At 62.2% G+C, this 13,155-nt stretch carries 10 protein-coding genes and 4 pseudogenes; 13 read left to right on the top strand and 1 reads right to left on the bottom strand.

Going from position 1 to position 13,155, the window contains the following annotated elements; all coding sequences use genetic code 11:
• Positions 1 to 85: 85 nt before the first annotated feature.
• From SK095_RS01395 to SK095_RS01350, 10 genes and pseudogenes are all read left to right on the top strand, one after another.
• A pseudogene (locus SK095_RS01395) lies at positions 86 to 625 on the top strand (STAS domain-containing protein); the annotation flags it as partial.
• 14 nt (positions 626 to 639) lie between these two features.
• A pseudogene (locus SK095_RS01390) lies at positions 640 to 1,475 on the top strand (universal stress protein).
• A 4-nt stretch (positions 1,476 to 1,479) separates the two neighbouring features.
• Entirely contained in the window at positions 1,480 to 1,833 is a 354-nt protein-coding gene (locus SK095_RS01385; protein ID WP_201487440.1) for a TraR/DksA family transcriptional regulator, read from the top strand.
• Positions 1,834 to 1,890: 57 nt separating this feature from the next.
• A pseudogene (locus tag SK095_RS01380) lies at positions 1,891 to 2,834 on the top strand (SdiA-regulated domain-containing protein).
• 195 nt (positions 2,835 to 3,029) lie between these two features.
• Entirely contained in the window at positions 3,030 to 3,278 is a 249-nt protein-coding gene (locus SK095_RS01375) for an AbrB/MazE/SpoVT family DNA-binding domain-containing protein (RefSeq protein WP_201487439.1), read from the top strand.
• A 79-nt stretch (positions 3,279 to 3,357) separates the two neighbouring features.
• Positions 3,358 to 3,780, top strand: a complete 423-nt coding sequence (locus tag SK095_RS01370) for a hypothetical protein (RefSeq protein WP_201487438.1) — start codon at positions 3,358 to 3,360, stop codon at positions 3,778 to 3,780.
• A 348-nt stretch (positions 3,781 to 4,128) separates the two neighbouring features.
• A pseudogene (locus tag SK095_RS01365) lies at positions 4,129 to 4,320 on the top strand (type II toxin-antitoxin system HicB family antitoxin); the annotation flags it as partial.
• A gap of 216 nt (positions 4,321 to 4,536) precedes the next feature.
• A complete protein-coding gene (locus tag SK095_RS01360) occupies positions 4,537 to 5,286 on the top strand; it encodes an inositol monophosphatase family protein (protein WP_201487437.1) in 750 nt (249 codons plus the stop codon).
• Positions 5,287 to 5,492: 206 nt separating this feature from the next.
• Positions 5,493 to 5,678, top strand: coding sequence for a hypothetical protein (locus tag SK095_RS01355; protein ID WP_201487436.1), 186 nt, complete (start codon positions 5,493 to 5,495; stop codon positions 5,676 to 5,678).
• Positions 5,671 to 5,841, top strand: coding sequence for a hypothetical protein (locus SK095_RS01350; RefSeq protein ID WP_201487435.1), 171 nt, complete (start codon positions 5,671 to 5,673; stop codon positions 5,839 to 5,841). The genes SK095_RS01355 and SK095_RS01350 overlap by 8 nt, the downstream gene beginning before the upstream one ends.
• Before the next feature lie 183 nt (positions 5,842 to 6,024).
• On the opposite strand, the gene SK095_RS01345 is transcribed toward SK095_RS01350, so the two are convergent.
• Entirely contained in the window at positions 6,025 to 6,234 is a 210-nt protein-coding gene (locus SK095_RS01345; RefSeq protein ID WP_236574792.1) for an MbcA/ParS/Xre antitoxin family protein, read from the bottom strand.
• Positions 6,235 to 6,549: 315 nt separating this feature from the next.
• Here SK095_RS01345 and SK095_RS01340 point away from each other — a divergent pair, with 315 nt between their 5' ends.
• The 3 genes from SK095_RS01340 to SK095_RS01330 are packed head-to-tail and all read left to right on the top strand — an operon-like array spanning position 6,550 to position 13,108.
• Positions 6,550 to 8,526 carry a type I restriction-modification system subunit M gene (locus SK095_RS01340; protein ID WP_201487433.1) on the top strand — a complete coding sequence of 659 codons (1,977 nt, stop codon included), beginning with the start codon at positions 6,550 to 6,552 and terminating at the stop codon, positions 8,524 to 8,526.
• On the top strand, positions 8,523 to 9,914 hold the full coding sequence (locus SK095_RS01335; protein WP_320547621.1) for a restriction endonuclease subunit S: 1,392 nt from the start codon (positions 8,523 to 8,525) through the stop codon (positions 9,912 to 9,914). The genes SK095_RS01340 and SK095_RS01335 overlap by 4 nt, the downstream gene beginning before the upstream one ends.
• A complete protein-coding gene (locus tag SK095_RS01330; RefSeq protein ID WP_201487462.1) occupies positions 9,914 to 13,108 on the top strand; it encodes a type I restriction endonuclease subunit R in 3,195 nt (1,064 codons plus the stop codon). The genes SK095_RS01335 and SK095_RS01330 overlap by 1 nt, the downstream gene beginning before the upstream one ends.
• The last annotated feature ends 47 nt before the right edge of the window (positions 13,109 to 13,155 follow it).

The following is a 13,155-nucleotide window of genomic DNA, read 5'->3' as shown; positions in this document are numbered from 1 at the left end:
TTTTGAAAAGCATGAGTGTCCTGAGGAAGTCTGATCCTGCAATTTTGACAAAATTTTGGCCATTACGGAGCAATCCGCAAAATCGCAAATCCCCATGGCTGCACTGGTGGCGGTGATGATCATGGTGTCGATCGGCACCTTCAGCTGGGATTCGCTGCGCAATCTGAAGCAGCATCCGCTGTCGACCAACATCGTCATGGTGGTCACCGTGGTGGTGGTGGTCGCGACTCACAACCTGGCCTACGGCGTACTGGCAGGCGTGCTTCTGGCGGCGATGTTCTTCGCCAATAAGGTCGGCCACTACATGCACATCGGCTCGACCCTCGACGACAGCGGTGATCACCGCACCTACACCGTGACCGGTCAGGTGTTCTTCAGCTCCTCCGACAAGTTCATCGCCGCCTTCGACTTCAAGGAGGCCTTGGAGAAGGTGACCATCGATCTCAGCCGCGCGCACTTCTGGGACATCACCGCCGTGGCTGCGCTGGACAAGGTGGTCATCAAGTTCCGCCGCGAAGGCACCGAGGTGGAGGTGCTGGGCCTCAACGAGGCCAGTGCCACCATCGTTGACCGCTTTGGCGTCCACGGCAAACCGGACGCCATCGACAAACTCATGAGCCACTGAGAAGGACTGCACACATGACCCATGTAATGGCTTGTATCGACGGTTCCCCCTCCGCCGCTGCGGTATGCGACTACGCAGCCTGGGCCAGCCAGCGCCTGACCGCGCCGCTGACCTTCCTGCACGTCATCGACCGCGACCTGTATCCCCAGGCAGCATCGGCTTGGGCAGCCGCGAGCACCTGCTGGAGGAGCTGGCCGCCCTCGACGAGAAGCGCGGCAATCTTGCCCGCGAGCAGGGCCAGCTGATGCTCGACGCCGCCAGGGAGCGCGCCATCGCGGCCGGCGTTGCCGACCCCGCTGCGCGGCAGCAACATGGCAGCTTGGTCGAGACTCTCGGTGAGCTGGGGGCAGACATTCGCCTGCTGGTGATCGGCAAGCGTGGCGAGGGCAGCCTCAAGCCCGGCCAATTGGTCGGCAGCCAGCTGGAAAACGCGATCCGCAGCATGCACCGTCCGGTGCTGGTCACCCCGGCCGAGTTCAAGGCACCGCAGAGCGCGATGCTGGCCTTCGACGGCAGCGCCACCGCGCGCAAGGGTGTCGAGATGCTGGCGACCAGCCCGCTGCTCCAGGGGCTGCCGATCCACCTGGTAATGGTCGGCCCGGACATCAACAGCAACAAGGAGCCGCTGGAGCAGGCCGCACACCGACTGCAAGAGGCCGGCTTCGAGGTGCATACCGCCATGCTGGCCGGCGAGGTCGAACCGACCCTGCACGCCTACCAGGCGCAGCATCAGATCGACCTGCTGGCGATGGGCGCCTACGGCCACTCGCGCATCCGCGAGTTCCTGGTCGGCAGCACCACCACCAGCATGCTGCGCACCACCGCCACGCCCTTGCTGATGCTGCGCTGACGCCATGGCCGACGCCCTGGATCTTGCCCACTTCAAGGCCCTGCTGGAGCAGCGGGCCGCCGAACTGGATCGACTCCTCGAAGACCCCGAGGCCCGTGCACAGTCGGTCGAGCTGGATCAGAGCAAGGTCGGGCGCCTGTCGCGGATGGACGCCCTCCAGCAGCAGGCGATGACCGATGCCATCCGCAGCCGGGCCGTGCGCGAGCGCACCCGGTTGCAGCTGGCCCTCAAGCGCTGGCACGAAGGCGAGTATGGCTGGTGTACCCAGTGCGGCGAGCCCATCGCCGCCGGGCGCCTGGAGTTCGATCCGGTCACCCCGCTGTGCATCGACTGTGCCAGCAAGGCCGAGTCGGAATGAAACACTCGCGGCCTACGCTGCATGGAGCACACCGGCCGCATCACCCAAGAGAGTCCCATGCCCCTGACGGAACGACTGACGAGCAAACGCACCTGGCTGTGGGCGCTGCTGTGCCTGCTGCTGCTCACGGTGTACCAGCTGCGTGCCCATCACCTCGATGACCGCCTGTACTTCTGGATCATGACCCACTGGCACACCGACGCCTGGCAGGAACGCTCGGTCTGGCTGCCAGACTACCGGGTCGAACTGGACGCCAAGCCCATACCGGGGGTGGACAACAACCTGTCCGGCCTGACCTACGACCCCGACCGCGATCGCCTCTGGGCGGTCACCAACGGACCGAACGAGCTGTTCGTACTGAGCCGCGAGGGCGATGTGCAAGCCCGCTTCGAGCTGGATGGCTTCCACGATGTGGAGGCCGTCTCCTATGCCGGCAATGACCGACTGGTGATCGCCGAAGAGCGCCGCCAGAGCCTGGTCGTCGTCCCAGTACCGCTTAACCCGGATGGCAGCCTCATCCACGCAGGAGTACTGCGCCGCGACGACTATCCGGCCCTGACCCTAGCAATGGGCAGCGGTGACAACAAGGGTTTCGAGGGCTTGGCCTACGACCTGAAGGGCGACCGCCTGTTCGTGGCCAAGGAGCGCGATCCCCGTCAACTGCTGCAAGTGAGCGGACTGCGCAAAAGCCTGGAGGGTGACCTATCCCTGCATGTGCGCGACCTGTCCGGGTTGGTTAAGGCCAAGGTGTTCGCCACCGACCTGTCCTCGGTCGTCTTCGACCAGCGGAGCGGTCACCTGATCCTGCTCAGCGACGAATCGAAGCTGCTGATCGAGATGACCGACGAGGGCAAGGTGGTGAGCTTCCGTTCCCTGGCGGTGGCTTTGCTGGCCTACAGAAAGGCATCCCACAGGCTGAAGGCGTGACCATTGATGACGAGGGGCATCTGTACCTGATCAGCGAGCCCAACTTGTTTTATCGCTTTACTCGCGAAGAGTGATCCAGCCCCGGGCAACCTCAGGCCGACATCTCGGACAGACCTGGCCGAAAAATATGACGATAAAATCCGTTATCGTTACTTTCTGGCAGGCGGCTGTTTCGCTACCCTGAGTTCCTGTGCCGTGGGCCCTGTTGGCGTCGGCTCGCCGTCGCCTCCCCCCGCGGACGCCTGATCTAACTCACCCAGGAGCCCCCCATGGAAACCCGGCAGGTCGTGATCGAAGACTGGGAAGGTGATGGCGGTATTCGCATTCCCGATGAAGCCCTGCAGGAAATGGGGGTCGACGTCGGGGACTCGCTGTACCTGATCGAGGAGTACGTGGGCACGACACGCTGCCTTGTGCTCAGCAAAACCCCGCGCATTCCCGATCGCGTCGATGAGCTGGTTGACCACTGGGAATCCTTCGGAAAGGCGGCAGCCGATTCAGACGCCAAAGATGAATGAGCTGATTCCAACAACCGAGGAATCCTCGGTAGCGTGAGCTGAAGTCGAATGCGACCAGACAGGAAGAGCGGGGTTTCAAGTGACAGAGCTGATCACCAAGGCAGAGCTGACAGCCATCAAAGCCGATAGTTACTCGCGCGAAAAACTGCGCCGCCAAGCCCTTTGGGCGATGACCCATCGAGAGCGGCGGGCCCATGCGCTGGCTTGCCTCGATCTCATCGAACGACTGGACCATGAGGCGCCGATTGGCGAAGCGGCAACCTGGACGCTGGGGGATGTGGCTCGTCTCGTACCGGTCTCCCGGCGTGACAATCCACCGCTCGAGGTTGTGCGACCGGCCGACATACCCGAGCCATGGCGCAGCCGTATGGCTGCAGCGAGCATCGGCTCGACGATGTGCAGTGCTTTCCCAGGCTACTACGTCGATGATTGGCGGACGTTCCTGAGGCTCTGGCGACTCGAGCATGAGCAATTGCATGAACATCGTTTGGATCGGTCATGACTGGAGGTCGACGGTGAGCTGGATACGCTGTCGGTCCGGCGGTGGACGACCCGCTGAAGCGGGAGTACTACTCACACAACAGCACGGCGATCTGGCTGACACAGACACTACCCTGCAATAGGGACAATGCCAGTAAGGCATGGACCGGCAACGGCGTACTGCAGGCGCAGTGGTTCGATGGTTAAGCCGAGTACGCAGCGGTCCCGCTTCGGCGGCGCGATGGCGAGCGCGAAAGTATGCAGCTGTGTAGGTCCTGCTTCGGTTATGCAATGGCCAAGCTCAAGCGCGTGCACTGGGTTATCCATATGTTTGGCGACGATCCTGATTCAGGGCAGGAGGACTGATTCCGTGAGCAATCTGCTGCAGCACCAGGGGTATTACGGCTCCATCGAAGCCAGCACCGAGGACAACTGCCTGTTCGGCAAGCTGCTCTTCATTCACGCACTGGTCAACTACGAAGGTGAGACGATAGCCGAGTTGCAGGCCGCCTTCCGCGAGGCGGTGAACGACTACATGGCCACCTGCCAAGAGCTGGGGAGATAGTGGGTGCCACCGATCGTATGGCGTCTCGATGCGTGCCACCGCCGAATGCAGGGCCCAAAACGCTCCCCCTCGATTTCGACTGAAAATGACCTGACGATCAATTGAAATAGGGCCTTCAACCTGTTCCCCGGAGTGACGCTGCCATCCGTTCCCGCTGCCGAGTACGCCGGACAGTACAGTCCCAGCGCCGAACATCAATCTCGAGACAAGCTCATGCTGAATGAAGTCATCTCTTTGGTTCTGCGCGCCGGAGCACTCATCGCCGCCGAAGCTGCACGGCCAGGTGGCCCTCGCGGGGCGGGAGACAAGGCGGATATCGACGTCGAAGTGGAGATCCTGCTGCGCGAGGGGCTGCTGCGACTGCAGCTGGGAGACTTCTGGGGAGAGGAAACGGGAAGCGCGCTGACTGGGGCGAGCCATTGCTGGGTGGTGGATCCAAACGATGGCACCACGGATTTCCTGGCGGGTAGGCCTGGCTCGGCCATTTCCGTTGGCCTACTGAAAGATGCCGTACCGGTGCTGGGCGTCGTCTATGCGCCAGTTACCACGCGCGGGCCTGACTGCATTGCCTGGGAGCTCAGCATGACTGGCCTGCTGCGCAATGGCCGACACATTTGCCCCAACCTGGACGCATGGCAGCTCGACGCTAACTCGGTGGTATTTGTCAGCACGGCCGCCGACCAGCAACCAGAGCTCAACACCGTGCTCTGTGCTCCGGCGCGCTTCAGCCAGATGCCCAGCATCGCGGGGGTTTCGCTCTACCCTGTATCTCCGCACGACGTGGTCGCCGGCCATGCCCTCCTCAAGGCTGCCGGCGGCGACTTGCTTGACCAAGACGGCCACCCGATTCGTTACGACGACTTGAGCAAACCTCTGTGCCGCAGCTGTTTCGGTGGCAATCTGGCTGCTAGTCAAAGCCTGGCCGCACGCCCTTGGCGGCAGCGACTTTCGATCCCGTCCTGAGCCCCCCGTGCTCCCAAAAAATGGGAAAGCGGTCGTGCGTGCACTTGAGCCGGCATCAGCCCGACGCGAAGGACGGCGTGGCTTTCGAGTCTCCGCCGCCGGCTTCAGGAAATGGGCTGGGGCAGCGCAGCTACATTCTGCTCAAAGGGGGTGTAATCACTCAGTGACACCTAACATCTCGGGACACAACCCCGCATGAGGTAGGCATGAAGCACAAGAAAGTCTCTGACAAGCACGCCATGATCGCGAAATTCACGGAAGAGGCCCTACGGTTGGGCGGCGGTGTTTCAGACAACCAACACCACTTCATAAAGGCAGCTCTTGCCCATGGCAAAACGATGGAGCCTGCAGGTCGTCTTGCGGGGGCCAACAGGGAGTGCAGCCATGACTGACCAGTCCAAGCAAGAAGCCGTCACCCTTAGCGCCGAGGCATACCAGGCACTCCTGGATGAGCTGGAGGATCTCCGTATCGAGCGTGTTGCGTGTGATCGTATAGCCACCGTCCAGCCTTCCAAGCTGCTATCCATCGAGGACATGCGGACCCGTTTTCGTTGATGCTCAGACGAGCGGTCCAGTCGCGGAGCTGCTCCGTTACTTAGCGGGCGCCGTGTCCAGCATGGCCTCCATGCCCACCCGGAGCTTTTTGGAAAGTAAACACGCACCAGCTTGCCGCTTTCCGTGTAGCGGCCCGCCACCTCGACACCTCCGCACATGCTGCACCTGCCGCCCCAGCCGTTATCAAACCACCCCGCCGGACTCGATGGCCCGCAGAATCCTCCGGACCAGCTGTGCGCCCGCCTCCGTCGCGCAGCAACTCAGCGGGGTGACATCCCCCAGCGCCGTGTTGGGCCTGGCCAGCCAGTCGAGCGCGATCGAACGGCTCTCAAAGACACGCTCGGCCAGGGCCTGCACCTCCCGAATCCGGGGCTCGGTTTCGCGATCCGCCACCACGGGGCCTCCTCCTCGCTCATCACAATGTGCAGATTTTGCACATACTGCACATTCTCAGGTGTCGCATCTGATTTGCTGGGCATAAATACAGTGCTTATTGAGGCAGTCATCATGAGTTTGACACTGCCCAGCCCGCTGCGCGCGGTCGTCCAGCGGCTGACCCTGTTCCTGAGCCCGGTCGCGGCTGGATTCCCCTCCCCGGCCGATGATCACGGCCCAAAGTCGCGGTTAGGCCAGACACCTCTCGGATGCTCTGCAAGAAGCCTTGGCGGGGTAAACTCCCCCTTTTGCCCCACCAAGGACACGCCCCCCGTGAACACGGAAAATCACTCCCAGACCGCCTCCTTCCTCTGGTCTATCGCCGACCTGTTGCGTGGCGATTTCAAGCAGTCGCAGTACGGCCGCATCATCCTGCCGTTCACCCTGCTGCGGCGCATGGAGTGCGTGTTGGCCCCGACCAAGGACGCGGTTCTGGCGCAGGCCCAGGAGCACTGGAACAAGCCGGACCTGGTGCGCGAGAAGCTGTTGCTGCGCGCTGCCGACCAGCAGTTCTTCAACACATCCAAGCTGGTCCTGGCGACCTTGTCCGAGCAGCAGACCGCCGCCGACCTGATGAGCTACGTGCACTCCTTCAGCAAGGATGCTCGCGAGATCTTCGAGCACTTCGAGTTCGAGAACTTCGTCCAGCAACTCGCCACAGCCAACCTGCTGTATCAGGTGGTACAGCGCTTCGCCGCTGCCCCGCTGAGCCCCGAGCAGATCACCAACTTCGGCATGGGCCTGGTGTTCGAGGAGCTGATCCGCAGGTTCGCGGAAAGCTCCAACGAAACCGCAGGGGAACACTTCACCCCGCGCGACATCGTGCACCTGACCACCTCGCTGGTGGTGACCGATCAGGGCGACAAGCTCAAGCCCAACAGCATCGTCACCATCTATGACCCGACCGCTGGCACGGGCGGTTTTCTGTCCGAGGGCGACGAGTACATCCAGTCGATCAGCGACAAGGTCACCGTCTCCCTGCACGGCCAGGAGCTCAACCCCGAGTCCTACGCCATCTGCAAGGCGGACATGCTGATCAAGGGCCAGGACGTGGCCAACATCAAGCTCGGCAACACCCTGTCCGACGACCAACTGGCCGGCAACACCTTCGACTTCATGCTCAGCAACCCGCCGTTCGGCGTGGAGTGGAAGAAGGTGCAGAAGCAGATCACCGACGAGCACACCGTCAAGGGCTACGGCGGCCGTTTCGGCCCCGGCCTGCCGCGTGTATCGGACGGCTCGCTGCTGTTCCTGCTGCACCTGGTGAGCAAGATGCGCGACCCGCGCGACGGCGGCTCACGCATCGGCATCATCCTCAACGGCTCGCCGCTGTTCACTGGCGGTGCCGGTTCGGGCGAGTCGGAGATCCGCCGTTACCTGCTGCAAAACGATCTGGTCGAGGCGATCATCGCCCTGCCCACCGACATGTTCTACAACACCGGCATCGCCACCTATGTCTGGCTGCTCTCCAATCGCAAGGCGGACGAGCGCAAGGGCAAGGTGCAGCTGATCGACGGCAGCCAGCACGCCAGCAAGATGCGCAAGTCGCTGGGCAGCAAGCGCCAGTTCCTCGACGACACGCAGATCGAGGATCTGGTGCGCCTGTACGGCAGCTTCGCGGAAAACGCCCAGAGCAAGATCTTCCCCGTCGAGGCCTTCGGCTACCGGCGCATCACCGTCGAACGCCCGCTGCGCCTCAACTTCCAGACCAACGCCGAGCGCATCGGCAAGGTGCTGGAAGAAAAGGCCATCCAGAAGCTCGACGACGCCGCCCGCCAGAAACTGGTCGAGGCCTTGCAGTCCATGGATGCCAGCATCCTGCACCGCAACCGCGAGCAGTTCAGCAAGCTGCTGAAGAAGACCCTGATGCTGCAAGGCGTCACCCCCGGCACGCCAGAGCTCAAGGCCCTGCTCAACGCCCTCGGCGAGCGCGATCCCGAGGCCGATATCTGCCTGTCCAAGGGCCAGCCCGAGGCGGACAGCGGCCTGCGCGACTTCGAGAACGTGCCGCTCGGTGAGTCGGTGTACGCCTATTTCGAGCGCGAAGTACTGCCCCATGTGCCTGACGCCTGGATCGACGAGAGCAAAACGGATGCGCAGGACGGAGAGGTCGGCATCGTCGGCTTCGAGATCCCCTTCAACCGCCACTTCTACGTGTTTCAGCCGCCACGTCCGCTGGAGGACATCGACCGCGACCTCAAGGCCTGCACCGACCGGATCAAACGGATGATCGAGGAGCTGTCGGCATGAGCTTTCCGAAGTATCCGACGTACAAAGATTCCGGGGTGGAGTGGTTGGGGGAAGTGCCAGAGCATTGGGCGATTTTTTCCCTCAAACGCGCAGTAGATGGCTGTGCCAACGGTCTTTGGGGGGAAGAGCCTGACGGAGAGAATGATATAGCGGTCATTCGCGTGGCAGATTTTGATCGTGGCATCTCCCGAGTCGGACTCGACAAGCTGACCTATCGCAGCATTACACAGAAAGAGCGCGCCTCACGCCTTCTCCAGCCTGGTGACCTTCTGATCGAAAAATCTGGTGGTGGCGAGAAGACATTGGTCGGCTGTGTCGTGCTTTTTGAGCATGATTTCCAGGCCATAACCTCGAATTTTGTTGCGCGGATGCGCCCGCTGGTGGAGTTCGATAACAGATTTCTCTGCTATGCCTTTGACAGCCTTTATCAAGGGAAGGTTAATTACCCAGCGATCAAGCAAACCACTGGCATCCAGAACCTTGACTCTGAGGCCTACCTGCAAGAGCGCTTCTGCTTTCCGCCGCGTGCAGAACAAACCAAGATCGCCCGCTTCCTCGACCACGAAACTGCCCGTATTGACGCGCTGATCGAAGAGCAGCAGCGTCTGATCGAGCTGCTCAAGGAAAAACGCCAGGCGGTGATATCCCATGCGGTGACCAAGGGCCTCGACCCGAGCGTTCCGATGAAGGACTCCGGGGTGGAGTGGCTGGGTGAAGTGCCGGCGCATTGGGAGGTTACTCGAATCGGATGGCAGTGCTTGGTTGGAAATGGCTGCACTCCGTCGCGCGACAACCAAAATTACTGGAATGGCGGCCATTTCCCATGGCTGAACAGTTCTAAAGTCAACTTAGGTCGAGTGGTGAATTCTGACCAATTTGTAACTGACTCAGCCTTGAAAGAGTGCGCGCTTCCAATTGTTAAGCCCGGATGCGTTCTGATGGCCATCACCGGCGAGGGAAAAACTCGCGGAATGGTTACAATTACAGAAATAGAGGCAACCATAAGTCAGCATATTGCCTTCATGGAGCCTAGAAGTTGCGCACTAATCTCCAGTTATCTGCATGACTGGCTAAGTGCGAACTACGAAAGAGTTCGCCATGACTCAGCAGACTGGGGAAGCACAAAGGCGGCCATCACCTGTGCGGACATTCGAGCCTATCCCTTGCCGCTTCCCCCGATTGATGAGCAGAATAAAATCTGTCAGTTCATCGAAGAAAAATCATCTCTTTTTGATGACTTGACTTTGGCCGCAGATGAAAACGTCAACCTCCTCCAAGAGCGACGCTCTGCCCTGATCTCCGCAGCCGTCACCGGCAAGATCGACCTGCGCGGCTGGCAGCCACCGACCAGCGCGCCTGCCCCCATCCGCGAACAAGAGACTGTGTAATGGCCGACAGCAAGGAAGCTCAATTCCAGCAGGACATCATCAAGGCCATGACTGCCCAGGGCTGGCTCACCGGCCCGGCCAGCGGTTACGACCGGCGCAGCGCGCTGTACACCGAAGACCTGCTGGCCTACTTCAAGGAAGCCTGGCCGGATCGCTGGGACAAGTTCGCCAAGGCCAACCCCAACGACCCGGACGGCGTGCTGGTGCAGAAGGTGGTGCGCGCCCTGGAGCAGGACGGCACCCTGGAGGTGCTGCGCCACGGCTTCAAGCTGCCGGGAGTGAAGGTCGAGCTGTGCAGCTTCCAACCCGACCACGCCATGAACCCGGACTCCCTGCGCCGCTACCAGTGCAACCGCCTGCGCGTGGTGGCGGAGGTGTCCTATTCGCCCCACTTCCAGGAGGGTAAGTACAACCCCCGGCTTGACCTGGTGCTGTTCGTCAACGGCCTGCCGGTGGCGACCTTGGAGCTGAAGAGCGAGTTCAAACAGTCGGTGGAGAAGGCCAAGCAGCAGTACCGCCACGACCGCCCGCTGAAAGACCCGCTGACCCGCAAGCCCGAGCCGCTGCTGACCTTCAAGCGCGGCGCGCTGGTGCATTTCGCCGTAAGCCAGAACGAAGTGGCGATGACCACCCAGCTGGCCGGCAAAGACACCTTCTTCCTGCCCTTCAACATGGGCAACGAGGAAGGCGGCGCCGGCAACCCGCTGCCGGCCGACGACAGCCAGTACGCTACCGGCTACCTGTGGCTGCGGGTGTTCCAGCCGGATGCTTGGCTCAAGGTGCTGGGCCGCTTCCTGCACCTGCAACGCAAGACCAGCGAGGGCTTCGACGGCCAGCTGACCACCAGGGAAACCCTGATCTTCCCGCGCTTTCACCAGTGGGAAGTGGTCAACAAGCTGATCGACAGCACCCGCAGCGAAGGCCCCGGCCAGCGCTACCTGATCCAGCACAGCGCCGGCTCCGGCAAGTCCAACTCCATCGCCTGGACCGCGCACCAACTGGCCGCGCTGTACGACGCAGATGGCAACAAGCTGTTCAACTCGGTGATCGTCATCACCGACCGCACCGTGCTGGACAGCCAGTTGCAGAACACCATCTACCAGTTCGAGCACGCCCAAGGCGTGGTGCGGCCGATCACCCGCGACATCGGCAGCCAGAGCAAGTCCGATCAGCTGGCCGAGGCGCTGGCCGCGCAGACGCGCATCATCATCGTCACCATCCAGACCTTCCCGGCGCTTTTCGATGCCCTGGACAAGCATCCCAAGCTGGCCAGCGGCCGTTATGCGGTGATCGCCGACGAGGCGCATTCGTCGCAGACCGGCTCCTCGGCCAGCAAACTCAAGGCCATCCTCGGCAGCGATGCGCCGGACGAGGGCGAGGAGATCAGCGCCGAACTGCTGCTGGATGCCGCCGTGGCCGCCCGCCAGCCGAACCAGCGCATCAGCTACTACGCCTTTACCGCCACGCCCAAGGCCAAGACCCTGGAGCTGTTCGGCCGCCGCCCCGAGCCGGATCTGCCGGCCAGCGCGAGCAACAAGCCCGAGGCGTTCCATGTGTATTCCATGCGCCAGGCCATCGAGGAAGGCTTCATCCTCGACGTGCTGCGTAACTACACCACCTACAGCACCGCCTGGAAGATCGCCCACCCGGACGGCGCCGACGAGGAAGTGGACAGCAAGAAGGCGCGCCAGGCGCTGGCCCGCTGGGTGCGCCTGCATCCGTACAACATCGACCGCAAGGTCGAGATCATCGTCGAGCATTTCCGCGCCCATATCCGCCATCTGCTCGGCGGGCAGGCCAAGGCCATGGTGGTCACCAGCAGCCGCCAGGAGGCGGTGCGCTACCAGTTGGCGATGAAGTACTACATCAAGTCCCAGGGCTACCAGGACGTGCATCCGCTGGTGGCCTTCTCCGGCAGCGTGTTGCCGGACGCGGTGATTCCCGAGGAAGTGACCGAGAGCAGCAGCCTTCTGAATGCCGGGGTGAATGGCCGCGACCTGGCCGAGGCGCTGGACAGCCCGGACTTCAACGTGATGATCGCCGCCAACAAGTACCAGACCGGCTTCGACCAGCCCAAGCTGTGCGCCATGTACGTGGACAAGAAGCTTCAGGGCGTGGACTGCGTGCAGACCCTGTCGCGGCTGAATCGCACCTTCCCCGGCAAGGAAACCTTCATCCTCGACTTCTTCAACGACGCCCAGGACATCCTCGACGCCTTCCTGCCCTACTACACCAAGGCCGAGCTGAGCGATGTCACCGATCCGCAGATCGTCTACGACGTGCAGAAGAAGCTGGACGCCGAGGGCATCTACCACTGGGAAGAGGTCGCGGCCTTCGCCACCGCGTTCTTCGATCCCAAGGCGCCGGCCAGCAAGCTGAGCTACTACAGCAAGCCGGCCCGCGAACGCTTCGCCAAGCGTTACCAGTTCGGCCAGGAAGCGCGCCGCCAGGCCCTGGAGTTCAAGCAGACGGCCGAGAAGAACGGCGACAGCGCCGGTCTGAAGAAGGCCGAGCACGCCCTCAAGGAGGCTGGCGAGCAGATCGACCAGCTCGACCTGTTCAAGAAAAACCTGCTGAGCTTCGTGCGCCTGTACGAGTTCCTCTCGCAGATCGTCGCCTACGAGGATCGCGAGCTGGAACAGCTCTGCGTGTTCGCCAAACACCTGCACCCGATGCTGCGCGTGGACCGTCTGGATCGGGACGACGTGGACGTGAGCGAACTGCAACTGACCCACTACCGTCTGACCAAGCGGGCCGAACACGACCTGCGCCTGAGCGATGAGCAGGGCGACTACAGCCTCGACCCGGCCAGCGCCGTGGGCAGCGGCAAGCCCCACGACCCGGAAAAGAAGCAGCTCTCGGAAATCATCGAGGCGCTCAACGACATCTTCGGCGCCGAAGTCAGCGACGATGACCAGCTGCACTTCCTCACCGGCATCGCCCAGCGCATCAGCCGCGAGGAAGACGTCATGGCCCAGGTCAACAGCCAGCCCGCCGAGCAGGTGATGCACGGTCTGTTCCCCAAGCGCGTGGAGGACATCGTGCTCGACGCGATGACCGACCATGAAAAGCTGTCGCTGGAAGTGCTCGACAACGTGGCCAAGAGCCGGGCGTTTGCCAGGGTGATCTACAAGCTGCTGACGGCGGCGGGAGGGTTGGGCGGCAGTGACAACACCGGCAAGTACGGCGTCTAGCTTCGGTTGACGCCCATGAGCGGTACGCTTTCTGATCGCATGGATGC

The organism is Pseudomonas sp. AN-1 (assembly GCF_034057115.1).
In the GTDB taxonomy this organism is placed as follows: Bacteria; Pseudomonadota; Gammaproteobacteria; order Pseudomonadales; family Pseudomonadaceae; genus Geopseudomonas.
This window is presented reverse-complemented; position numbering and strand designations above follow the sequence as displayed.

What these genes read in the sequence shown, in the direction of transcription:
- SK095_RS01385 (WP_201487440.1), top strand. Translation starts at nt 1,480, where the DNA reads ATGGCCGACGCCCTGGATCTTGCCCACTTCAAGGCCCTGCTGGAGCAG.
- SK095_RS01375 (WP_201487439.1), top strand. Translation starts at nt 3,030, where the DNA reads ATGGAAACCCGGCAGGTCGTGATCGAAGACTGGGAAGGTGATGGCGGT.
- SK095_RS01360 (WP_201487437.1), top strand. Translation starts at nt 4,537, where the DNA reads ATGCTGAATGAAGTCATCTCTTTGGTTCTGCGCGCCGGAGCACTCATC.
- SK095_RS01355 (WP_201487436.1), top strand. Translation starts at nt 5,493, where the DNA reads ATGAAGCACAAGAAAGTCTCTGACAAGCACGCCATGATCGCGAAATTC.
- SK095_RS01350 (WP_201487435.1), top strand. Translation starts at nt 5,671, where the DNA reads ATGACTGACCAGTCCAAGCAAGAAGCCGTCACCCTTAGCGCCGAGGCA.
- SK095_RS01335 (WP_320547621.1), top strand. Translation starts at nt 8,523, where the DNA reads ATGAGCTTTCCGAAGTATCCGACGTACAAAGATTCCGGGGTGGAGTGG.
- SK095_RS01330 (WP_201487462.1), top strand. Translation starts at nt 9,914, where the DNA reads ATGGCCGACAGCAAGGAAGCTCAATTCCAGCAGGACATCATCAAGGCC.